The following is a 24,606-nucleotide window of genomic DNA, read 5'->3' as shown; positions in this document are numbered from 1 at the left end:
GTCTTCGTCATTGCAACATTATGCAACATGAAGACCTTACTTTAACGATGTTATCCGTTAATGGACATTGAGTAATACATGCCCAAAAAAGATGTTAGCCTCTGGCTTCTGCTTCAGCTTGGCTTGCAAGGTATTCATCAAATGTACCTTGGAAGTTTATCAATCTTTTGCCTTTTACATCAATAATGCGTGTTGCCAAAGATGACACAAACTCACGGTCATGGCTGACAAATATCAATGTGCCTTCAAATAATTTCAAGGCTTGGTTTAGCGCTTCAATCGCTTCCATGTCCATGTGGTTGGTTGGCTCGTCCATTACCAGTACGTTAATATCCATCATCATTAACTTACCGAATAACAAGCGGTTTTTCTCACCACCTGAACAGTTGCGGACTTTTTTGTTGGCGTCGTCATCAGAAAATAATAGACGACCTAACATGCCGCGAACCATTAAATCATTGTGCTTTGGTGTGCGCCATAATGACATCCAATCAAATAAAGTCATGTCATTATCAAAATCTGCGGTGCTGTCTTGTGGGCAGTAACCAATTGCAGCATTTTCAGACCATTTAATACGGCCGTGATTGTGTTGTAATTGATTCACTAAGCAGCGTAATAGGGTAGTTTTACCCACACCGTTTTCGCCAATAATCGCCAGTTTAGAACCCGCTTCAAGAATAAGGTCGCCGTGTTCGAATAACACTTCGTCGAATCCGTGAGACAACTCTTCAAGCACGAGTGCTTGGCGATGCAGCTTTTTGCTTTCTGCAAAACGAATTGATGGGGTAATACGGCTAGATGACTTAACATCATCTAACTTAATTTTGTCCATCTTTTTAGCGCGTGAGCTAGCTTGTTTTGCTTTAGATGCGTTAGCACCAAAACGGTTAACGAAGTCTTGCAGCTCGTCAATTTCAGCACTTTTCTTGGCATTGCCCGCTAACAGTTGCTCGCGAATTAAGCCTGATTGAGCTAAGAAATATTCGTAATTACCTGGGTAAACACGTAATTCGCCGTAATCGATATCAGCCATGTGGGTACAAACAGAGTTTAAGAAGTGTCTGTCGTGCGAAATGATGATCATGGTGCATTTACGTTTGTTTAGCTCTGTGGCCAACCAACTAATGGTATGAATATCCAAGTTGTTGGTAGGTTCGTCGAGTAACAAAATGTCTGGGTTAGCGAATAAAGCTTGTGCTAATAGCACGCGCAGTTTCCAACCTGGAGCAACCTGTTGCATTAAACCAAAGTGAAATGACTCTTCAATACCGGCTTCTAGCAGAATTTCACCCGCACGACTTTCAGCTGTGTAGCCGTCCATTTCCGCGAACTGACTTTCTAGGTCGCCTACTCGCATGCCGTCTTCATCGGTCATTTCAGCTTTGGCGTAAATGCTGTCGCGTTCTTGTTTGACTTTCCACAGTCCGACATCACCCATGATCACTGCGTCGACAACACTATATTGTTCAAACGCGAATTGATCTTGACTAAGCGTACCGACTTTAAAGCCTGGTGTAATCGACACGTTTCCTGATGTTGGAGCCAAAGCACCACTCAAAATTTTCATGAACGTGGATTTACCACAGCCATTTGCGCCGATTAAACCGTAACGGTTACCGTGACCAAATTGAGCCGAGATGTTTTCAAATAATGGCTCAGGGCCAAACTGCATGGTGATATTAGCGGTAGAAATCAAAGCAATGTTCCAACTGTGTACTACTGAATATTTATCAACAATAGGCAAGACAACAGCCACGTGTGAATAAGACAGACATGAGTATATGTAAGTAAATAGGCCGCGGATTATACAGGTTAGTGCTAAGTTGTCGATTTATAATCTGCTTATATAGCAGACAATGGCGTTAACGCTGGGCTTGGAAAGCATTGAACTGAGTAAATTGGCTGATATCTGCGCGGTTGAATCGTTTGCAATAGAAACTGATGCCATATTAGTTTCAATATCAGCTACATTATTGATTTGGTTGTTTTAGGAGTCGACATGACCGCTGCATTAACCATCCCTATGCGTGATTTGGGTTTTGATTATGATGTTGAATTACATGGCTGGCATGATGGCTTAGCTGGTTTTAGAACGTTTAATCATCAATCTAATGAGCAACTTGAAGGCGGGTTAGGGCTAGGTCTTGATTTAGTGACTCAAACCGAAGCAGGTCAAGCCTGGTTGACGTCTATTCCGGCACCGTTATTGGACATAACCGCGCCCTTTGCTGAGCATCAATACCAAATGCTGTGGTTGGCTGCTAATTGTGAACCCGCATTACAAATATTACTCAGCAGACCGGTGCTGTTATTGCTTATTTGCGAGCAATGCTGTGTCGATAATCAACAAGCGTTGGCATTTTGCTTACTTGGACAGCGCCAAATTCTATCGGTCCTAGGCTATCACAGCAGTAAAGCAGCGCTTAAGTTTATTGATAAGTTAACCTTAACCTATCAACGAGAAGCCGATTTACTGCATGTTAAACGTCAGTTAGATGTCCGTTTTTGTCACTTTAGTCGGTTTAAACATTATCAACAGATTAACTTAAATGCTTTGAGTGTTGATCACATGTACCCATTTTTTACTGGCACTCCGCTCGGGCTCGATTTGGCGTTTAATCAGCAACAAGGTCGCAGCCAATTAATGGCGTACCTTAATGACACGTTACACATGGGAATGACATTAGGGATTTTCGATCCGCTGCAACGGGTTAGTCAATTGTCGTCGATTAGTGATTTACGCCAGTTACATGATCGCTGGGTGGTTGAACGCAATGAAATGGAGCTTGTTAAAACTCGCCCGCAAAATGCTGATTTCGCCTATCCTCAATTGCTTACAGCCAATGGCCAAATTAAGGCTATTAGCCGTTATGATGAGCTCGTCGCAGAAGGTCGCGAACAAGGTCACTGTATTGCTATTTATCATCAAAGCATTGCCAACGGACATTATTGTGCGTTTAAAATGGCTAAGCCTGAGCGAATGACTATTGGCATCAAAATCACTAAAACCCAGCCGCTGATGTGCGAAATCGACCAGATTAGAGGTGCGTCTAATTCAATGCCATCGGAGCAAACACGCGAGATTGTTTATCAGTGGTTTGAGCAAACTAAAGCACAATTAAAGCAACGCAAAGTTGGATAACGTGAGCGTTACTTTATGCTAGCTTTGATACTGCGGTTGTTTGTGCGGTGTCATCAGCTGAAACGCAACTAGCATTAACGCAACTAACACTAATGCCACTAACTTTAACGCGACTAGCATTAACGCCACTAACATCGATACAGCTGTGAATAATGTGTGGCGTTAATACTAACCGAAGATGTATTTATAATAATCACTTACTCGCGACTAAAACTTCGCTTGTTAAAGAACTCACTATCGCAATAGGAAACCGTAATGGTTCAACAAACGCATATAAACGACATTGCCAAACATCTTTTTTCACAGAGGCATTGTGTTAATCCTGAGTCAAATTTACTACCTGAACAGCATATAGACAGTATTGAAACGGCACTTGAAATCCAAGTTGCGATGATTGCCTTGAATCAACATAATGTTACTGGCTGGAAATGTTTAACGCCGCGAGACAATGGCGATTTGATTGTTGCACCTATTTTGGCGGATACCATTGTTAATCAACATGATTGTGCCATTTTATCATCGGCGCAGCTAGCCCTGATTGAGCCTGAAATCGCTTTTGTTGTTGGTCAAACCTTCGAAGCTCATCGTCATTACTCTGAAGCCGAAATTAATCAGCAAATTAGCGCTACTCATATGGCATTGGAGTTAATTCAACAACGATTTAGCCGAGATTATCCAGCCACATTTGTTGAAAAATTGGCTGACGGACTCAGTAACCAGGGGTTGTATTTAGGCCCTGAAATTGACAAAGCTAAGGCATTAATGGCTAGCAAAATTCAAATATTGGTCACTCAACAACACACTACCAATACCTATGACGGATGTCATCCGTGCCATTTACCTGCATCACCTTTGTACTGGTTAGTGAACTTTTTAACCGCTCGCGGCGTTGAGATTACTGCCGGGCAGGCCATTATTACTGGTTCATATTGCGGTGTGCTTAAAGTCGACATGGATAAACCACTGCAGATTGAATATCAAGGATTAGGCAAGATGTCGTTGTCGTTTAGTGAGTTAAGCTGGAGTCAATAATCGACTGTGCTGTTATTACTTAGCGATAACGGGTAAACCTCAAGGCAAAACACTAATAGCAGTCCTAAACGACGACTGCATGGATGCAGGAGATAGAGTAACGCAGGAGCAGTTACCGACGACTGCATGGATGCAGGAGCTAGAGTAACGCAGGAGCAGTTACCGACGACTGCAGTTTGTCTATCGCAAGTATCACACCGATAACAGGACAACGAATGGTTGGCTGACTGACCGTTTACACTCCCTAGCGAGGCTTACAAAGCCTGCTTTAGTACCTGATCGCAAACATGCAGTTTACTAAAGATTATTGAATAAAATACTCATTAAAGTTTGTATATTGATAATCTTTTTTGTATAAATAGATTCATTAAATTGATTAAAAATGTTGATTAAAACAATCGCGTTATTCATGGCTAAGTAATTGAAAAAATTTATTTAATGCTTAAGTATGCTCGTTATTATTTTATATATGGTACGCTCCCCTAAGCAGTTCATTAATTCATTACATTTTACCGGTGTTAGTTTTAGCATTGGCTATATAAGCACCAGGAATAAAATAATAATGCCAAATAAACCCTATGCGTATGTAAACGTCTTTTTTTGTATATTGTTATTGTTGTCATTCGCTAACTTTACACGTGCTGATGTTGTCGAGATGACCGCTGTTAGGCCAATAACCCTTACTGAACATGAGCAACAATGGCTGAGCGAACATCAACCAATCCGTGTGGGTGTGGATGGTTATTTCCCTCCTTATACTTATATCAATGAAAACGATCAAATTGTTGGAATGGCAGTTGATACTTTGTTGTTGATTGGGCAAAAGTTAGGCATAGAGTTTGTCATAAATGATGAACATCGCTGGCCAGATATCGTCAAAAATCTGCAGCAAAAAGAGATTGATATGGTGTTAACCATGGTCAACACACCTGAGCGCGAAAACCAATTTTTGTTCACTAGTCCAATTGTTTATAAATCGCTGGTGATTATTGGTAAAAATAATAACCATCAAATTAATAACCGCAGTCATATTGCTAATAAAACCATTGCGATAGTGAAGGATTATCAATATTCCGATAAACTTATTAAAGAGTTCCCCAGCGTAACGCCATTTGTGGTTGATAACATGCGTGAAGCAATGGAAGCTGTGCAGGCTAATCAAGCCGATGCTGCAATCACCTTTTTAGCTGCAGCAAATTATTACCAGTTAAAGTACTCATTTTCTGATTTGAAATTCTTCGCCTTTTACGAAAAAAACAATGCTAATGAATCCATTGCAGTCAGACAAGACTTTCCCATTTTAGCCAGTATTATGCAGAAAGGGTTGAGCTCGTTGAGCTCTACTGAAAAAATTGCCATTAATGAAGCTTGGGGGGCAAATATTACGCTGCCGAAAGATAACCAAGATTTGATTGAGTTTGCGGCGGTGGCAGGTGTATTAATTTTGTTGCTTAGTGTGTGGATTTTGCAAGCTAGACGGAATAATCAAGCCTTAACCATTGCTAATATTAATACTGCAAATGCCAATATGGCATTAAACGAATTAAAAAATAATCTTGAAAAAAACGTCTTGGAACGGACGCTTCAGCTTACCATTAGCGAAAATAGATACCGTGGTTTGGTTGAGTCGTTAGAAGATGAATACATTTTTTATCAGCACGATACCGATGGTTTTGTACAATATGTCAGTCCTTCTGTGACTCATATTTTAGGACTCACTATTACTGGATTTGGCGAATATTATTATAAATTGTTAACTGACAATCCGAAAAACCAACTGATCTCAGGATATATCCAGCGCATTATTAATGGAGAGAAATTAGCGCCATTTGAGATAGAAATATTTGATACGAATGGCGTTATTCATACCTTTGAGGTGCTTGAACGACCTATGTATGATGATGAAGGTGAATGCATTGGTTGCGAAGGTATTGCCCACGATGTGACATCGCGTAAACAGCAACAAGATATGTTGTATCAGCTGTCGCACTATGACGACTTAACGGGCTTAATTAACCGTTATTTTTTTAAGATTTTACTCGACGAGAATATTCAAATATGTCTGCAAAATCAACAGCCGCTGGCATTACTATTTTTAGATCTTACTCGTTTTAAAATTATTAATGATAACTTTGGACATAGTGCTGGCGACTATATTCTACAGCAGGCGGCTACACGCATTAGTACTACGCTAAATGGAACCTTCACAGTGTCACGTTTTGGCGGTGATAAATTTTGTATTGCATTACCCAATAAAGCTGCCGATGAAGCAAATGCCATTGCGACTGAATTAGTTGAAGTGTTTCAACAACATTTTGAGTTTTTAGAACAAACCATTATTTTAGGTTGCCGTGTGGGTATTAGTCTTTTTCCTGAAGATGGCAAAGATGCTGAAGCGATATTGAACCAAGCAGATTCAGCTTTGTATGAAGCGAAAAAAAGACCGTTTGGGGTGGCATTTTGTAACAAACAACAAGCGATACATAATAAACGCCGTCTTATTATCGAGCAGGGGTTACGTAAAGCGTTAGCTGAACCTGTTATTGAACATTATCAATTGTTTGCGGTATATCAGCCTTTAATCCTTTTACCAAGCCAAGGCTTAGGTGGATTTGAAGCGTTGATGCGTTGGGACCATCCAGACTTTGGGCTTATCTCTCCGGCGGAATTTATCCCTATTGCCGAAAATACTGGTTTAATCTTTGAATTAAGTCGTTGGATGCTCAAAACGGTATGCCAACAGTTAGTGAAATGGCATGAGCAAGGTTTTGACTTTAAGAGGGTCTCAGTTAACTTGTCGGCACTGGAACTGATAAATATAAATTTAGCTGACGATTTACTGACTGTTATTACAGATACTGGCGCCGAACCTAAGTGGCTTAAGTTTGAAATCACCGAAACCGCGTTGATGGCCATTCCTGAGCAATCAATTGAGATTTTACAGAAACTGATCGAAGCTGATATTCATGTCGCTATCGACGACTTTGGTACCGGCTATTCGTCACTTGCTTATCTTAAATCACTACCTGCCAACATGTTAAAAATTGATCAGTCATTTATCTCCAATCTGATTCATTCAGCCGAAGATCAAGCCGTGGTAAAAGCGGTGATAAACATGGCTCATTCATTAGGTAAATGCGTCACGGCTGAGGGGGTAGAATTACAAGAACAATTAGATTTTTTGATTGAACATCAATGTGATGTGGCGCAAGGGTATTATTTTTCAAAACCGATGAACATTGATGATGTTTATCATAAATACGCTTTAACAATCGAATAGAGCGCTACTAGTCAGCATTAATATGTATCTCGCTCAGTCGTGCTAATCGACATTAGACTATTGAGCTTTACTAATTTAAACAACGACAAAAATGTCCAAATAAAGACTCATCTTACTGCTAACAATTTCATCATGACAATTCCAACAACCTAAGTGAGTAATGCTATCTGGTTGTACTTCACACTTTATTTGATAGTTTTTATACCGATTTAAATTATCCAATTCTATTCAAGCATCATTCATCTAAGCTGCTGCGGACATTGATTTGTTATCCTGAGCTCAGGTTAATCAATATTAGACATGATTTAATGGTGTTGGTTAAGCTAAGCCGTATTTAATATCGATTTAATACCCCGTTTAGGCTTTTAGAATGAGTCGATATCAATAACAAAATTATTCGATATTTTCGATGTGGTTGATTGCAGTATCCCATTTATACCTTTACACTTTAGCCATCTGGACGTCTGATTTTTTTGGTCGATTTATTCGTGTACTCGACTGTGCCATTGAGATCTATTTCAGCATCACTCGGGATAAAGATTTGTAGAGACATCTTAATATTATGGAGTCATTAATAATGGATAAGCAGGAATTGTGGGTGCTTGATGGCGGTATGGGACGCGAATTGGCAAGCCGAGGTGCTCCATTTCGTCAACCTGAATGGTCCGCTCTGGCTTTAATAGAAGCACCACAAACAGTGGCTCAAGTGCACCGTGCTTATGTCGATAGTGGCGCTCGAGTTATTACAACCAATAGTTATGCCTTGGTGCCGTTTCATATTGGAGCCGAGTGTTTTGCAGCAGAAGGGGAAACATTGGCCGCACTTGCGAGTAAGTTGGCACGCGATGTGGCCGACGAGCAGGGGAGTTCTGTGTTAGTTGCGGGCTCATTGCCACCATTGTTTGGCTCATATCGGGCCGATTTGTTCGATGCTGATAAAGTCAGTGAGCTCGCTACTCCGCTGATACGAGCTATGTCACCCAATGTGGATCTGTGGCTGGTCGAAACAGTGAGTCTTATCGCTGAACCGCTTGCGATTAAAAGGTTACTGCCAAATGACGGTAAACCGTTTTGGGTCGCTTTTACGCTTGAGGATGAAATAGTCACAAATGAACCTAGATTACGATCTGGTGAATCCGTCGTGTATGCCATAGAGAGACTAATAGAAGTAGGTGTAGATGCCATTTTGTTTAATTGTTGTCAGCCTGAAGTCATTGAGGCTGCACTAAAGGTAGCCTCTGACTGTCTGGATAAGCTTGGCCGAAATGACATCCGATTGGGGGCTTATGCGAATGCTTTTCCTCCGCAAGCAAAAGATGCTACGGCCAATGATGGTTTAGATGAGATCCGTAACGATCTTGGGCCACTTGATTATCTAACATGGGCAGAACGCTGGCGTGCCGTGGGGGCATCACTCATTGGCGGTTGTTGTGGGATTGGTCCAGAACATATTGAAGCACTGACCCATCGTCTGCGCTAAGCGTTTGGACGAAAGATAACAATAATCGGTTTCTGAGCAAGCAAGGAAATGGGTTGATGCCAATAGTGGCATTAATGACTAATGACTAATGATTAATGGCTAATGACTAATGACTAATGACCAGTGGACTGTGATTACTGATTACTGATCATGGCTACTTTATGCTGCTGGAGGCGAGTAGTTGTTGGTATTTTTGCTACTTTATGGAACAGGTTTATGTTGTTTATCTACAGTAGGCGATAGCTTAGGAAGGACGTACGCCTCAGCTGTGCAGTGAGATTTCTTGCTGGCGATACTCTTCTGAGTTTGATTCCAGCGTTGTGGCCGTTCAGTTAACCATAGTGCTAATCTTACAAAATGCTTGTAAATGCACCCTGCATTAATGTGTCTGAACTGACAGCATGGCTAGTGCAAAATTTAACTCGAGATCGTTAGAGTTGATCATTAAATCAGTTAATTATATTGGTTAGATGAAGTATACGTTTTTGATATTATGCGATCTGTTATCACAACCAGATCGCATTAAGCGTTGTTTGATTAGTTTTCCATGACTAGTTCTGATTCAGCCGCAGCCAACATCGCAAACTCTTCATCAGCATTTTTTGCTACCAACCTAGTTGAGCTGTAGCCAAAGTAGTATGCAGCGCCAATGACAAATAAACCTATTGTGAATAAGAATGCCCGTGGGTCAAACGCATACACTCCGGTTAATGCTATTAAAGACAGGACTAATGCAATACCTGATGTTACGACACCACCCGGTGTTTTGTATGGACGGACTAATTCAGGCTGTTTTATGCGTAATAATATATGGCTTAATGCCATTAATGCATAAGATACTGTTGCGCCCACAACGGCCATAGCAAGCAATAAATCACCTTCGCCGCTGAGTGATGCAATAAAACCGAATATTGCCGGGACTATTAATGCGCGGGCAGGGACTTTGCGTGAGGTTGTAATTGACAGTGAACGCGGAATATAGCCTGCACGTGATAACGCAAATACCAAACGGCTATAACCATAAATAATTGAGAAAAATGAGGCCACTAGACCAGCTAAACCTAAAATATTTACCATAGTCGCTAAGGTATGATTACCGGTCACATTTAATGCATCAACGAGTGGTACAGCACTTGCGCCCATTGCCGCAGCACCGCCAGCGCCAGGGACTAATACTACAACCAGCAGCGCAGTAAACAATAAAAATATCATTGCACCAATAATACCTTTAGGCACATCTTTGGCCGGATCTTTGGCTTCTTCTGCTGCTAATGGAACACCTTCTACAGCTAAAAATAACCACATGGCAAAGGGCAGAGCAGCCCAAACACCGTACCATCCTAATGGTAAAAACTCACTAGCACCTGCTGCATCAGTAACAGCAACATCATAAAGTCGGGTAGCATCAAAGTTGCCAATCAACACCACTGCAGTGGCAATAATGGCTACAACAGCTAAACCACTGATCACCATCATGACTTTTAGTGCTTCTCCAACACCCGCGAGATGAATACCGACAAAGACGATATAAAACAGTGCATACACCCAAGGGCCGTTAAATCCCAGTAACTCCTGTACCGCAGAGCCAATAAAAATAACAATAGCAGCAGGGGCTAGAGCATACTCGATTAACACCGCCAGTCCGGTTAAATATCCTCTAGCCGGTCCCATTGCTTGGCGAGCAAAGCTATAGCCGCCACCTGCAGCGGGTATTGCTGCTGACATTTCCGCTAAGGACAAGACTAACGCTAAATACATGATTGCCATCAGTACAGCTGCAATGGCAAATCCTCCCCAGCCAGCTTCGGCTATGCCGAAGTTCCAACCTGCGAAATCACCAGAAATAACGTACGACACGCCTAATCCTGCCAATAAAACCCATCCAGCGGTACCGCTTTTAAGTTGCCTTTTGGCAAGATACTCTTTGTTGTTTTCAGACATGATTGTTTCTCCGGTGGTATTTACATTTTTATGTAGAATGTATTTAGGGTTATTCAGCAATTAAAAAGTTTTGAGTTTGTTGTTGGTGTTCAATCACATCGTCTTGAGTGCGATCTTTTAAATTCACTCCTGTTAGTTTGAGTTTTTTAGCTTGTGTTAATAGATAAACAGCCCGTTTGGCTGCTTCGGTATAGGGCAAGCCAGCAGGGCGAATGTTTGAAATACAATTTCTGCAGGCATCATTAAGCCCCGTTTTAGGCGCCCAAGTGAGATATAAGCCAAGACTGTCTGGTGAGCTGAGTCCCGGGCGTTCGCCGATAAGCACCATCACCACTTGGGCATTTAACAGCTGGCCAATATCATCACCTATGGCAACTCGACCTTGTTCTACTATGGTGATGGGGGCGATATTCCATCCAGAGTGTTGCTGATGTAGTTGACTTAATAACTCGTTGATAAATGGCTTGGCGTTGTTTTGTACCGCTAATGATGACAAACCATCGACCACTACTATGGCAAGGTCGTATTGAGTGTCGGCAGCTTGACCTTGACTGTTCATGTGATGTAGTAAGGTTTTGCGGCCGCTTTCAGCAAGTTTTCTGCCAAGGTCAGGTCTTTGTAAATAGGTGATACGATCATCAACCTGACTGTTAACTGTCATAGGATAAGTCACATTATCCAGTAATAAGATATTGCTTAGATCAATTGCCAGAGCATCGATATTTAGCGGTAAATTCACCGCGTCGCGAGCTTGCGCGTGTGATAATTGGAACGCTAATAACTCTGATGTGGGCAAGCTAATTCCGGCTCTACCAAGGCCAATTCGTGCATCAGTAAAACGGCGAAGGTCGCGCCATGGATTGGAGACTACATTGCCATGTTGATGATGTGATTGAATTGAATCGACAAGGTTGTTCTGTTTATCTACACAATTGGAGTCCATTAATAGTCTCCTTGTAGTGCATACAGTGGTTTAGCAAATGCATTGGGTACCGTGTTGGACAACACAAAATCTGCCGAATTTTTCATAATGTTCATTTTGCTTAACCAGTGTTCAAATTCTGGCGCTGGGCGAGAGCCCAATACACGACGAACATATAAAGCATCATGAAAAGAAGTGGTTTGATAATTAAGCATGATGTCGTCTGAACCTGGTATCCCCATCACAAACGAGCAACCGGCAACCCCCAATAAGGTGAGAAGATTATCCATATCGTTTTGATCGGCTTCGGCATGGTTGGTGTAACACACATCACAACCCATAGGTACACCAAGTAGTTTTGCGCAAAAATGATCTTCTAATCCGGCCCGAGTAATTTCTTTACCATCAAATAAATATTCAGGACCAATAAAGCCAACCACTGTATTCACCAGTAGCGGATTAAACTTGCGCGCGACAGCATAGGCCCTGGCTTCGCAGGTTTGTTGGTCTAATCCATGGTGAGCATTAGCAGACAACGAGCTGCCTTGGCCGGTTTCAAAATACATTACGTTATTGCCAACGGTGCCACGCTTTAGACTTAATGCTGCATCTTGTGCTTCTGCTAAGGTATTTAAATTAAACCCAAAACTGCTGTTTGTGGCTTCGGTGCCACCAATTGATTGAAACACCAAATCAACCGGTGCGCCGGCTTCTATACATTCAATGGTGTTAGTGACGTGGGTTAAGACGCAGCTCTGTGTTGGAATGTCATATTTTTGGATCACGTCATCCATCAATTTCATTAGTTTTATGGCTTGCGCTACGTTGTCTGTTGCTGGATTAATGCCAATCACAGCATCGCCATTGCCATACAACAAACCGTCAAGTATTGAAGCTGCAATCCCATTGACATCATCGGTAGGGTGGTTAGGTTGCAAGCGGGTCGATAAATGACCGGGCAAGCCAATGGTATTTCTAAATGCGCTAGTGACATGACATTTTTTAGCCACAAGAATAAGATCTTGATTACGCATAATTTTGCTCACAGCCGCTGCCATTTCAGGTGTGATGCCCATTTTTACTGCGGCTAAAACCTGTGGTGTTACGTAGTCGCTAAGTAGCCAGTTACGAAAATCGCCAACCGTTAAATGGCTAATATAAGCAAATGCACGAGTGTCATGTTCGTCTAAAATTAATCGTGTAACTTCGTCTGTTTCATATGGAATAAGCGCTTCGTTAAGGAAGGTTTTTAATGGCACATCTGCAAGTGTCATTTGCGCAACAGCTCGTTCTTTCGCTGATTGAGCCATCACTCCGGCTAAGCGATCACCGGATCGCTGTGGCGTTGCTTTAGCCATTAGGTCTGCAAGATGTCGAAATTGATATGTTTGGCTACCTAAGGTGTAGCGATACGATTGACTCATTAATGACCTCGAGGTTAACGATTGAACTTTGGTACAGGTTTTGCTCCTGTAATCGTTAATCAATTAATTTATAAGTTTACACGAGCTTAAATCGTACCAAGTGGCTATCAAGTTTTGGCAAAGTCATTTTTTGTGATTAATTTCAGCTAGATAAAGTGCTTTGTCTTCAGGGTTAGAGTTTGGGTTAACAGTGTTATATCAAGAGGACGTGACAGATGGAGCACCATATTAATCAGTGCGCACCACAAAAGAGCGTGGTCACAACCAACGATATTGATGAGCAGGCGCATAATTTAACTCAATGGCAGCAAGTTTATGATCAAGTCAGTAACGGCAGTTTTTATGGTTGTATAGAAGGGCTTGACTATCCTGAGGCGCATTTATTTAAAGAATTTACTCAGCGTGCACTAAGACAGCAATGCAATATTGCGCCTGAATCAATCTGGTTAGGCATTCCACGTTTTTCAGACCAAAGTAAAATCAATGGTTTACCAGTTGATACTCATCAGTTTATGTGTCGTAGCAGTGATTGTGATTTTGAGTTAATGACCCCAGAACAGTTTACTATTTATGGTTTGGTTATTAATAAACAGATCTTATTTACTATGGCTGAGATACAAGGTTTGTCACTTAAGAGTTTAACGTCGCAAGGGGCGGAGCGATTAAGTACTAATCCAATGCAACTTAACCAAACCCGTTTTATGATTGAATCACTGATTAACCAAGGTGAATTAGGCTTACATACTGCGTTACAGCAAGATATGTTAAGCACTTTAGCGCTGAATTTATTAACCCAGGAATCATCAAAACAAGTGGTGGCGCCTAGCTATCAACATCGTTTAGCCGTGGTAGAGAAAGTAAAAGAATTCTTGCATGATTATCCTCAACAAGCGGTGACGATAACCCAGCTTTGTGAGCTTACTTTTGTGAGCCGAAGAACCTTGCAGTATAGTTTTGAGAGTATTTTAGGCATTAATCCATTGCGCTTTTTGCGTCTTACACGCTTAAATAATGTGAGGCGTCAACTGAAACAACCCGACCAAGATACGCCTATTTCGGTGATTGCGGCCAATTGGGGCTTTTGGCATGCTGGCCAATTTACCAAAGATTACACACAACTCTTTGGAGAAAATCCATCACATACGCTTAAGCGATATCAACCAGCTCAACCATGACTCATCACAATTGATAGAGTCTTAAATTGTGATAATTAGGCGCACCAAATCAGTTGAACTTAAGCGGCTAATTAAGCGTATAAAATCGGGTGACGATGGTGAATACATTATCTTCAGGTAACATTAACTGTTATCAACTAATATTAATAACCATCAATTAGCGTAATTACATTTGATCAGAAGAGGGAACTTATGCAGCACAAATCCGTCGATAATATTCCGCAACAAGCCTTTGATTGGTATGACTCCTATGCTCATGGTGGCATGGACCGTCGGACATTTATGACTAAATTAGGCTCGTTAGTGGCATTAGGTTATTCAATGAGTGTGCTGACTTCGGCATTATTGCCTAATTATGCGCTAGCTGAGCAAGTGTCATTTAATGATGCCGACATTAAAGCCACTTACACTCAATTTGATTCTCCTTTAGGTTATGGCAAAGGCCAGGGCTATTTAGTCGAGCCCACAAGTAAAACAGGGTTATTGCCCGTTGTATTAGTCGTTCATGAAAATCGTGGTTTAAATCCATATATTGAAGATGTTGCTCGCCGTTTAGCGAAAGCGGGGTTTATTGCTTTTGCTCCTGATGCACTTTTTTCACTAGGCGGTTATCCTGGTAATGATGATGAAGGCCGGGCAATGCAGCAATCATTAGACCGCAGTAAAATTGAACAAGACTTTGTTGCGGCCGCCCAGTTTTTGAAAACGCATCAACGCAGTAATGGTAACTTAGGTGCGGTGGGATTTTGTTTTGGCGGCTATATTGTTAATTATCTCGCGGCAGTTGATTCAAATTTGATTCAAGCCGGTGTTCCATTTTATGGCACTCCAGCAGCAAAAGAATTAAGACAAAATATTAAAGCGCCATTATTAATTCAATTAGGCGAGTTAGATGAAAGGGTTAACAATACTTGGCCCGAGTACGAGCAAGATTTAAAAGCATTTAAGGTACCCTATACCATGCACATGTATAAAAAAGCCCATCACGGATTTCATAACGATTCTACCAGCAGATATGATGAAATTAATGCGGAATTAGCATGGCAGCGGACTGTTGATTTTTTTAATAAAAATATTGGCTAAGTACTTATTTATAATTTATTTTCTATATAGGTGCAGATAAATTAAAGCCAATTTTTATGATGGTACCTTTGTCTAATTCAGACTGTACATCAATCGTCGCATTGTGTTGTTTTAATATCTGCAACACAATCGACATTCCTATACCTGTGCCAGTGCCTACAGGCTTGTTAGTATAAAAAGCATCAAACATTCTTTGTTGCACTTCAGGAGACATACCACAACCATTATCGATAATATTGAGTTGAATCATACCGTCATGCTGCGCCAGTTTGATGGTGATGATCGCGCTATTATTTGCTGGCTGTTCACAGGCTTGAATGGCATTAACCAAGATATTGACCAGCACTTGGTTAAGCTCTCCTGAATTAAATCGAATTTTAGGTACCTTGCAAAGTTCTTGTTTAACTTGAATATTTTTTAGTTTTGGGCCTAATAACTTGACTGCCATATCAATGGCACCAGACAAATCAATTTCTGTTAATTCTTCGGAGTCTGTTCTGGCAAAGAACAGCAGATTTTTAACAATATCTTTAATGCGAAAAAAACCTTGATCGTTATCGGTGATAAGCTCTGGTAAGTCTTCTGTAATAAAATGGATAGTATTTTGGTCGCTTTGACTTAACTGTTCTTTAGGGATTACCTCAATTAAGTCGTTCACATAACTGTTTAATGTGGTGACATTACTGATCACAAACGCTAATGGGTTATTGATTTCATGAGCTACACCAGCAGCGAGAGTCCCCAATAAGGCTAATTTCTCTTGTTGTATCAGTGACTGCTGTTGATTTTTAATTTGTTTAATCTGCTGTTCTAACAACATATTTTTTTCATACACTTGTCTAGTGTAATCTTCTAACAATTGCTCAACTTCAACTCGGGCTTTCTTTTCTCGATGGTAGGCAATGTAATATGGGTTAGATTTATCAATCATTTTTTAACTCTATATTTAAGATGCACTGTTCAGCACCTTGATGCATGCAGGTGTCATGTTTGATGCTAATATTTTGATGATAATAATCAGCTGCACCAAAGATAAGCCCTTCAGCACAAAAACATAATTTACGCGGAGAATAGTATTTGAGTTCAATATTATGGTCATCGATCATTGTCGACATGATGGTAGGTAATGAGGGCTCATCGTAAAGCTTATTCACTTCTACGTGGATGATATTATGAATGCCCATAACGAGTGACGTAAAGTCTGTGAAACGTTCAACAACGGCAGTATGGTTTGCAGCCAAGCCTGAAAATAAAAATTGGCCAAAGGCTTTTATGACATCTTGTAAAGGAAGACCTAAAATCTCGGAGACTTCTGTGGCGATGGCAAATAACTCATTTTCTGGATAGTTGATAGCCGAAACATATACTCTGTCCGCAGGCGCATGTTTTTCCATTAAGTCATTCCATACACCCATACCACATTGTTCAACTATCATGTCTTCAAGTACGTTAAAAATGATACCTTTCATAAAAACCTCAATAGTAATAGATGCTTAATTTGTTAATGGAAAGTTGTGTCTTATTTGTCTTCTGCTGATTATGTCAACTAAAATGAATTAACACCACTGTTTATAAAAAATACTCTATTAAATTTTGACTTTCTGTAAGACTACATCATAATCTAAAGGACAAATGAGACAACCTGGAGATTATAATGCCTATACCTGTAACCATTGCAGATGATTCGATGATGTCAAGAAAAGTAGTTAGGCGTGCACTCCCTGTTGATTGGGATGTTGAAATCACCGAAGCCAAAAATGGCAAAGAGGCAATTGAAGCGGTTGAAGCAGGCAAAGCAGAAGTGCTTTTTTTGGATTTAACTATGCCCGAACTGGACGGATTTGGTGTCCTAAGCTATTTACAGGAAAATCATGCTAAAACAGTTGTTATTGTGATTAGCGCGGATATTCAACCCGAAGCTAAAAAATTAGTCGATCGACTTGGGGCATTTCGCTTTTTACATAAACCGCTACAAGCAGAGCAATTATCGCAGGCTTTATCTGACGTGGGGTTAATATGAATGACTATTTAAGTGAAGAACAGCGTGATGCTTTGCAGGAGCTAATGAACATTTCTATGGGGCAAGCAGCCAATTCTCTTGCGAGACTGATTGGCGCTAAGATTACACTTTCTATCCCTCAAATATCGTCAGTTACCCCTACAGAGTTTGTTGAGATGATCAACTTAGACACCATGTGGCATACCAGGCAGTCTTTTCTGGGTACAGTGAAAGGGGAAGTACTTTCCCTGCAATCCAAACAGGGCTGTGAAGCCATTGCTGAATTGATGGATTACGAATTGCCATTGTCTAACATTACCCAAGAAGAGTTATTACTGGAATTATCTAATATTCTTGCAGGGGCCTGCTTAAATGGTTTTGCACAACAATTAACACTGAATACAAAATTAAGTATGCCAACAGTATTTGACCCAACACTTCTTTCTGCGGGTCATTATCGCTGGGGCAACACATTATTAATGGAAGTTGAATTTAAAATAGAATCTAGTCGATTTGATTCTAAAATCATGATTTGTTTAGAAGCTGACTCAATTTCGATTGTTTTAACCAAATTAAATGAGTTATTGGAGTCATGATGGCAACAGAGTCCATGTTACAGAATCTAACAGCAAAACTTCCATTAGGTGTTTGTGTGCTGAATGATCAGTTTGAGATTGAGTATTGGAATGACTTTTTTGCCGATCGCCTCAAGATTAGCAGCGATGATGTTAGAGGGCTGAATTTATTAGAGATGTTTCCAGACCAAGCTACGTATTTAAAGAAAAAAATCAACAGTGTCTTTATATTAAATAATGCCAGTTTTTCTTATTGGGAACACAAGCCGCACGTTTTTGTGTTTGGCAGTAGCCGTCCAATTACGGGTGAAGAAACCTTGATGTATCAAAATATTGAGTTTCTACCATTGGATGTGTCTAATAATACGGTTAAAACAGTGTGTATGATTGTGCAAGATGTGACTGAACTTGCCAGTTATTATCAAGGCCAAAAAGGATTAACTCAACAACTGGCGCAAGAACATTCTGTTTTGCTAGAGTTAAACAATAAACTTGAAGCTGCACAGAATCAATTATTGCAATCTGAGAAAATGGCTGCAATTGGACAATTAGCCGCTGGTGTCGCGCATGAAATTAATAATCCGATTGGCTTCATCTTTTCAAATTTACAAATTTTACAAGATTACTCGAGTAAGCTACTAAAACTGGTTAGTTTTTATGAAAAAGTGATTGATAAAACCAAAAATCAAACTTTTATTAATCTTCAACAAGACATGCAACAACGCATGCAATATCCTTTTTTACGCGACGATATGCCAGATTTAGTCAGTGAATCTATCGAAGGTATTGAACGGGTAACCGATATAGTCAGAAGCTTGAAAGCATTTTCTCATGTTGATAGCAGTGAATGGGAAAACTGTAATGTCATTGATGGCATCGAAAGCACCTTAAAAATTGCCAATAGCCAATTTAAACACAAAATCGAAATTCATCGCGATTATCAAGAGTCTGTACCTCTATTGTTATGCCAGCCAATGCAATTGAATCAGGTATTTCTTAATATATTGGTCAATGCGGCACAAGCGATTGAAAATAAAGGCCACATTTATATCTCAGTGCGCGGCGATGATACTGAGGTCACTATTGAGATAAAAGATACCGGCATTGGTATTGGCGACAGCGCGATACGTAAAATATTTGAGCCTTTTTATACGACCAAACCCGTAGGTCAGGGCACTGGTTTAGGCCTGTCCTTGTCCTACAGTATCATTCAAAAACATAACGGTAAGATATCGGTTAGTTCGTCTGTGAATGTTGGCACGACTTTTACCATCATTTTACCCTTATTACCCCCAGGTGAAATTGATAAAACACATCTAAGCATCTGAATCTGTAATTAATTTATTTAAACTAGAATTGAATTTTTTACATACGTCATGTAGGTTTTCTCCAGCCTTTAAGCCTATTTCGGCTTGTTTTGCTGATTCGCTGACATTATCTAATCCTAAGCAAGCACTGGTTCCTTTAATTTTGTGAAATAAATTCTTAACTTGATCGTGATCTGAACTTGATGTAAGTAAGATGAGTTGGTCGGGAATTGCTCGTAAACTATCTAGATACTCTAGGCGTAAGTTTTTAATTTCATTTAACATGTCTAACTCGTCTTGTGTTTTTACATCGTCGTTATCTGGTTTTGATGCTTTGGTTTGATGCTTGTCAAAACATCGAGTGATGGTTTGCAATAATTGCGTTTTATCAATGGGTTTGTTCAATACTTCATTGAAAGGCGAGACGGTATTCGGTGAGTGTTCTTCTTTAAATACGTCCGCACTTAATGAAATAATGGGTTTGGTAAAGTGCCTGTTTCTTAACATTTGGGCAGCCTGGTATCCGTCCATAATGGGCATTTGTTGATCCATGATAATAATATCTGGCTGATCTTTGTCGACGATATCAACAGCCTGCTTACCATTTTCAGCAAATAATATTTTCATTTTTAACGGTTTGACATAAACAGCAATGAGTTGGCGTATATCCTCTACATCATCAACAATAAGCAGTGTGCCGCCTAATACTCGTTGAGTAAATGTTGTCGAATTAACGTGTTCTAGTGGCTTACTAATGGGTCTTGTATTGGTAGTAGGCAACGTTAGTGTGAAAGTGGATCCTTGACCCAATTTACTTTTCACGGTTAATAATAACCCCATGGCATCAGCGAGTTGTTTACTGATATACAATCCTAGGCCAGTGCCACCATAATCCCGGCTTATGCTTACGTCTGCTTGCTTAAATGCTGCAAATAGAGTGAGCTGTTGTTCATCACTCATTCCAATACCTTCATCTATGATTTGAACAGTACAAGTATTATCAGGTGATTTATGTGCTTTTAGTATAATCGTGCCATTGGCTGTAAATTTAACGGCATTACTGAGTAAATTAAGTATAATTTGTTGTAGCCTAAAGGGATCAACCAGGACATATAAGTCAGAAATGTCCTCTATTGCGCACTGTATTGATAGGCCTTTAGATTTAGCAATTTGTGATGAACTATCAATTGAATTCACTAGAAAGTCTCTAAGGCCGATAGGCTGTAAATCAAACGTCATTTTACCTTCATCAATTTTAGCGGTATCTAAGATGTCGTTAATAACATTTTGTAGATGTAAGGTATTTTGCTGAATACGGTTCAACACTTGCTGGGTTTCACCATTTGTGTGGTTAAGTAACTCTTCTGTGAATCCTTTTATGATAGTGATAGGTGTGCGTATCTCATGGCTCATATTCGCTAAAAATCGAGTCTTGATAGCAGCTAATTGATTTGCTCTGTCGCGCTCTTGTTCTAGTTGTAATGTTCTTTCTTTCACTCTGTCTTCTAATTGATTGTTCAACGCTTTGACTTCAGCCATTGAATTCATCATTGCTTCTCTTGAATTAATAACACGTTCATTAAGGTTGTTTATACTTTGAGTCAGTATCTCAAATTCTCGCGCCGAATAGTTAAAATGCAGCGGTTGATTGATTCGTTTATCAGTGCCTAATTGATGTGTGAATTCTGTAATTTTTTCGAGTGTTTCAGTATAGTTATGCACTAAACGACCTGATAATGCAGTGATATATTTCAATACTAATAATGAAGATAACATTGCGATACTAAGATAAATTAAATAGCGAACAATAAAAGGGGTTGTTTCTTGATAATGTATTGTTGACCAATTTAATTTGTCTAATTGGCTTTTTACTAGTATGTAACGAGCATCTGTTGTGAAAACAATGGATTTTGCCGTGTTAAAAAACAACTGTTGCAGTAATGAAGGATGATATGGTTCAAATATTGCGTGTTCATTCCAAACATCGCCTAATTCCCCTAAGTGATTGCTTCCCCATATCTTTTTTGACTGTCGATCAAGTATAATCGTGTTTGGACTGATGTTATCAGTAAACGCTAATGTTTTGGTGAGAGTGTCTAGAACGACCGAAACTTCGACCACGCCATCAAAAATACCGTTTAGATAAATAGGTGCACTCACGGCAAAAAGCAGGTCTTCTCCGAGGGCTCTACCTTTAAAACTCTCACTCACAAAGCTGGTATTAATTGTTTTGGGTTGACTGAAATAACTGCGGTCAGTAACAGACACATTGTTAATCGGTAGTTTCGATACACCAGCTTTGTAAAATTGCGTCACGATGCCATTTTTATCGGTCACCAATGTCGAGATAAATTCAGGTTCCTGGCCGTTAAGTGTTTGTAGAGTATGTGTATCTATATTTTTATGTCCTAAGCTGGCAACGAGCTCAGTATTACTGATATATCGTTCTATATGCCGCTGTATTTTTGACACAAACACATTTTGCTCATCTTGATAAAATTGTAGTTGCGATGATAAATGCAGTCCGATTGCTGCTTGCAAAATAAATGCAATCAATATTGTGCATGGCACTGCACTGTATAGTCCAATTCGGTGACTCAGTTGAAGACGCAAACTTTGCTGTTTTTGATTTAATGGGGTGATGGTGATGGTATTAAGCATCAATGCGGTTTTGGTACACAGGGCAAAAATACAGCAATGTAACATGGTGGCAATGATCCATAACATCGTTGTACTTTTTAAAGAATCATTACCCAATAGGTAATCAAGGGCAAAGATTGATATGGAATATACACAAAATATAGGCCATAAAGACTGCTTAAGATTGAGCCTAAGCCACATAAGAAACATTAATTGTAAAACGCAATTACTAATAACTAATGGGCTTTCTAGTGGTAAGCAAACAATGATTAACGATAATAACGACCAAGTGAAACCTAATCGAAATAGTATAATTGAAAACGCAATATTACCCACAAGAAACGGCACAACAATGGGAATGTCAATTGCCATGGTATTAGCAATCAAGCCAAGTGATGTGGCGTAGATAAAGAACCACATGCGTCTTGTAGAAAATGCCTTTGAGAAAAACAGTTTTATTAACATGTTTTTCATAATAATTCACCGTTAAAACATATGTGGATAAATAGTAACAATGTAGATGCGATTATCGAGTTATACATTCTTTTGTTCTGCCTGATCAGGTCACTTTTCAACTTTCTCTGCTTTTATCAGTAACGTTTCTTTGTGTCTCTTTTCATAACTCTGTAAGTTATTGATTGTTTTAGTACAAAAGACATGTCCCTTTGGTAGTAATAGCATATGCTTACGATTATAGAGATTTTGACTAAGTCGCATACCAATAGATATTTCTCCTATGTGTATGCCATTTGAGAACTCTTCTTCAGAATAATGAATGTTTTCTTTATTATTTTCATTACTAAATATTAACTTACCCAATGCTTCAACCACTTTTGGGTCGTATAAAATACCTTGTTGAAGCATTATCAGTTTATATACTTGTTCTTTTGTCGGCTCTTGAATATTTTTTTTAGGCAGAAATTCATGCCAAAAATCTCTAGCAACGGATAAAATTCGCGATCCTATGTGAATATTTTTGCCCGCTGTCTGTAATGGCTCTCCGGTACCATTATATTGTTCATATTGACTAGCAATAATTTCACTCATTACAGATAAATGAACGGCAGGTGTTAAAATTTCTTCTGCTAATTGAGGATGACGCATAAAATGTTTTTGGTCAGCACTAGTCAGTTCATCATATGGCTTATTCAGGCAATAAGAAGGTAACCCTAATTTGCCTAGCTCGGAATATAATCCTGCCTTAGTAATAATTTCGACTCCAGGTGGAGTGATGCCTAATAGGTTAGCGATGTTATTGCAGGTTTCACTGATTTTAAGTGCAAACTGACCGTTTATTTCCGGATTGATACTAATTAAATTATAAAGCACCTCTAATGTGGCTTTCTGTTCATTACCTCGATTATTGGCCAAGGTTTTATATTGTTGTAAACTTTGTTTTAGTTGTTGGGTTCGTTGCTGTACCGTGTCTTCTAGATTGGTATTCAATTGTTTTAGTTGTTTATTTTGAACTGCAATTTTCTTTGTCAGTTCTTTATTTTTTTTAATTAGGCGATAAGTCTCTAGCCCCTCATTAACTTGTGCAAGTAGTTCAGTATTATCCCAAGGCTTTTGAATATAACGATGAATTTTACCGATATTAATGGCCGCAACAGTAGATTGAATATCCGAGTATCCAGTCATCAAAATACGATAACTGTCAGGCTGCATTACGGCTGCTTGTGCAAGAAACTCTGCGCCTGTCATATTCGGCATTCGCATATCAGAAATGATCAGGTTCACTTTGTGTTGTTGCATTATTTCTAGTGCTTGTTTACCACTAGACGCTTGTAATAGTTGAACATTTGATGAAAAAAATACACGTTGTAAAGACTTTAAAATACTGGTCTCATCGTCTACACATAAAATTATAGGTAAATCTGCAGTTTCTAATTGTTTCATATGTTCCTAAATTTCCGATGTCTTCAATGTCTCATTTGTCTCATTGATTAAGTTATGCTATAAATGACAACTAATCAAGTTTTATGATGAGTGATAAAGTATGAAAACGTTACGACCCAGTGTCATTGCGCAGTATTGTGATGTGCATCATAGGACTGTTAGTCGTTGGATTTCGCAAGGTCGGTTAAAAGGACATAAATTGCCGGGTAGGGGTAATTACCGAGTGCTACTGGACGATTTTATTTTGTTTTTACAACAACAAAAAATGCCAATGCCTGAAGAATTAATGAGTTACTGTGAGGATATAGAGACTGATTCCGACTCAGGTTCTGCATCACCAAAACGTATTTTAATTATTGATGATGAAACTGAAATTAGAAATGCAATACGCCGAGTTTTATCATCAAGCGGTTATTATTTCTCTTTTGCCGCAGATGGATTTCACGCGGGTGTTAAATTACTCAGTGATAAACCTGATTTGATTACACTTGACCTTGCAATGCCTAGTTTAGATGGTTTTGAAGTATTGCAATTCATTCGTCAACAGCCAGAATTAGCGGAATTAAAAATTCTTGTGTTGTCTGGATTATCTGAACATGAATTGCAAAAGGCCTTAGATTTAGGTGCTGATGCGGTATTATCAAAACCGTTTGATAACGACAAGCTGCGATCTTTAGTCAACAGTCTTTTAATTAATGGGTAAAATT

General features: G+C 39.6%; 18 protein-coding genes. 10 read left to right on the top strand and 8 right to left on the bottom strand.

The genetic code is table 11. The features are described 5' to 3' along the window. Positions 1–94: 94 nt before the first annotated feature. Positions 95–1,696, bottom strand: coding sequence for an ABC-F family ATPase (locus tag AAEY99_RS16810; protein ID WP_101087233.1), 1,602 nt, complete (start codon positions 1,694–1,696; stop codon positions 95–97). 303 nt (positions 1,697–1,999) lie between these two features. On the opposite strand from AAEY99_RS16810, the gene AAEY99_RS16805 reads away from it, so the two are divergent. The 4 genes from AAEY99_RS16805 to AAEY99_RS16790 all read left to right on the top strand — a co-directional run bounded on the left by AAEY99_RS16805 (position 2,000) and on the right by AAEY99_RS16790 (position 8,934). Continuing rightward, positions 2,000–3,142, top strand: a complete 1,143-nt coding sequence (locus AAEY99_RS16805) for a PcfJ domain-containing protein (RefSeq protein ID WP_351011296.1) — start codon at positions 2,000–2,002, stop codon at positions 3,140–3,142. A gap of 255 nt (positions 3,143–3,397) precedes the next feature. Further along, positions 3,398–4,174 (top strand): hypothetical protein, encoded by a 777-nt coding sequence (locus AAEY99_RS16800; RefSeq protein WP_351011295.1) that lies wholly within the window; start codon positions 3,398–3,400, stop codon positions 4,172–4,174. A 562-nt stretch (positions 4,175–4,736) separates the two neighbouring features. Beyond that, complete coding sequence (locus tag AAEY99_RS16795; protein WP_351011293.1) at positions 4,737–7,454, top strand: EAL domain-containing protein; 2,718 nt, start codon at positions 4,737–4,739, stop codon at positions 7,452–7,454. A gap of 577 nt (positions 7,455–8,031) precedes the next feature. Continuing rightward, positions 8,032–8,934, top strand: coding sequence for a homocysteine S-methyltransferase family protein (locus tag AAEY99_RS16790; protein WP_351011292.1), 903 nt, complete (start codon positions 8,032–8,034; stop codon positions 8,932–8,934). Positions 8,935–9,471: 537 nt separating this feature from the next. Here the strand turns inward: AAEY99_RS16790 and eat are convergent. Genes eat through AAEY99_RS16775 form a run of 3 tightly spaced genes read right to left on the bottom strand, consistent with a single transcriptional unit; the run spans position 9,472 to position 13,221 of the window. Then, the gene (gene eat, locus AAEY99_RS16785) at positions 9,472–10,875 is read right to left on the bottom strand and encodes an ethanolamine permease (RefSeq protein ID WP_351011291.1); all 1,404 of its coding nucleotides are present in this window, start codon (positions 10,873–10,875) and stop codon (positions 9,472–9,474) included. Between the two features lie 49 nt (positions 10,876–10,924). Beyond that, a complete protein-coding gene (eutC, locus tag AAEY99_RS16780; protein WP_101087156.1) occupies positions 10,925–11,818 on the bottom strand; it encodes an ethanolamine ammonia-lyase subunit EutC in 894 nt (297 codons plus the stop codon). Continuing rightward, a complete protein-coding gene (locus tag AAEY99_RS16775) occupies positions 11,818–13,221 on the bottom strand; it encodes an ethanolamine ammonia-lyase subunit EutB (protein ID WP_101087157.1) in 1,404 nt (467 codons plus the stop codon). The genes eutC and AAEY99_RS16775 overlap by 1 nt, the downstream gene beginning before the upstream one ends. Positions 13,222–13,436: 215 nt before the next feature. On the opposite strand from AAEY99_RS16775, the gene AAEY99_RS16770 reads away from it, so the two are divergent. Both AAEY99_RS16770 and AAEY99_RS16765 read left to right on the top strand, forming a co-directional pair. Beyond that, complete coding sequence (locus tag AAEY99_RS16770; protein WP_101087158.1) at positions 13,437–14,396, top strand: helix-turn-helix domain-containing protein; 960 nt, start codon at positions 13,437–13,439, stop codon at positions 14,394–14,396. 192 nt (positions 14,397–14,588) lie between these two features. Continuing rightward, complete coding sequence (locus AAEY99_RS16765) at positions 14,589–15,479, top strand: dienelactone hydrolase family protein (RefSeq protein WP_182743452.1); 891 nt, start codon at positions 14,589–14,591, stop codon at positions 15,477–15,479. Between the two features lie 22 nt (positions 15,480–15,501). Here AAEY99_RS16765 and AAEY99_RS16760 read toward each other — a convergent pair whose 3' ends face one another. Continuing rightward, entirely contained in the window at positions 15,502–16,410 is a 909-nt protein-coding gene (locus AAEY99_RS16760; protein ID WP_351011289.1) for a sensor histidine kinase, read from the bottom strand. Continuing rightward, entirely contained in the window at positions 16,403–16,948 is a 546-nt protein-coding gene (locus AAEY99_RS16755; protein WP_162023172.1) for a heme NO-binding domain-containing protein, read from the bottom strand. The genes AAEY99_RS16760 and AAEY99_RS16755 overlap by 8 nt, the downstream gene beginning before the upstream one ends. 185 nt (positions 16,949–17,133) lie before the next feature. On the opposite strand from AAEY99_RS16755, the gene AAEY99_RS16750 reads away from it, so the two are divergent. The 3 genes from AAEY99_RS16750 to AAEY99_RS16740 are packed head-to-tail and all read left to right on the top strand — an operon-like array spanning position 17,134 to position 19,381. Continuing rightward, positions 17,134–17,499, top strand: coding sequence for a response regulator (locus AAEY99_RS16750; protein WP_351011288.1), 366 nt, complete (start codon positions 17,134–17,136; stop codon positions 17,497–17,499). Beyond that, entirely contained in the window at positions 17,496–18,074 is a 579-nt protein-coding gene (locus tag AAEY99_RS16745; protein WP_101087163.1) for a chemotaxis protein CheC, read from the top strand. The genes AAEY99_RS16750 and AAEY99_RS16745 overlap by 4 nt, the downstream gene beginning before the upstream one ends. Positions 18,075–18,088: 14 nt before the next feature. After that, positions 18,089–19,381: a sensor histidine kinase gene (locus tag AAEY99_RS16740; RefSeq protein WP_351011286.1), complete on the top strand. Its 1,293-nt coding sequence runs from the start codon at positions 18,089–18,091 to the stop codon at positions 19,379–19,381. Here the strand turns inward: AAEY99_RS16740 and AAEY99_RS16735 are convergent. Then, complete coding sequence (locus tag AAEY99_RS16735; RefSeq protein WP_351011284.1) at positions 19,370–22,474, bottom strand: ATP-binding protein; 3,105 nt, start codon at positions 22,472–22,474, stop codon at positions 19,370–19,372. The two genes, AAEY99_RS16740 and AAEY99_RS16735, sit on opposite strands and share 12 nt — an antisense overlap. Positions 22,475–22,564: 90 nt before the next feature. Then, the gene (gene nosR, locus AAEY99_RS16730; protein ID WP_351011282.1) at positions 22,565–23,899 is read right to left on the bottom strand and encodes a response regulator c-di-GMP phosphodiesterase, NosR family; all 1,335 of its coding nucleotides are present in this window, start codon (positions 23,897–23,899) and stop codon (positions 22,565–22,567) included. A gap of 100 nt (positions 23,900–23,999) precedes the next feature. On the opposite strand from nosR, the gene AAEY99_RS16725 reads away from it, so the two are divergent. Then, positions 24,000–24,602 (top strand): response regulator, encoded by a 603-nt coding sequence (locus AAEY99_RS16725; RefSeq protein ID WP_101087167.1) that lies wholly within the window; start codon positions 24,000–24,002, stop codon positions 24,600–24,602. Positions 24,603–24,606 lie beyond the last annotated feature (4 nt).

Source organism: Shewanella sp. S1-58-MNA-CIBAN-0166 (genome assembly GCF_040310085.1).
In the GTDB taxonomy this organism is placed as follows: domain Bacteria; phylum Pseudomonadota; class Gammaproteobacteria; order Enterobacterales; family Shewanellaceae; genus Shewanella.
This window is presented reverse-complemented; position numbering and strand designations above follow the sequence as displayed.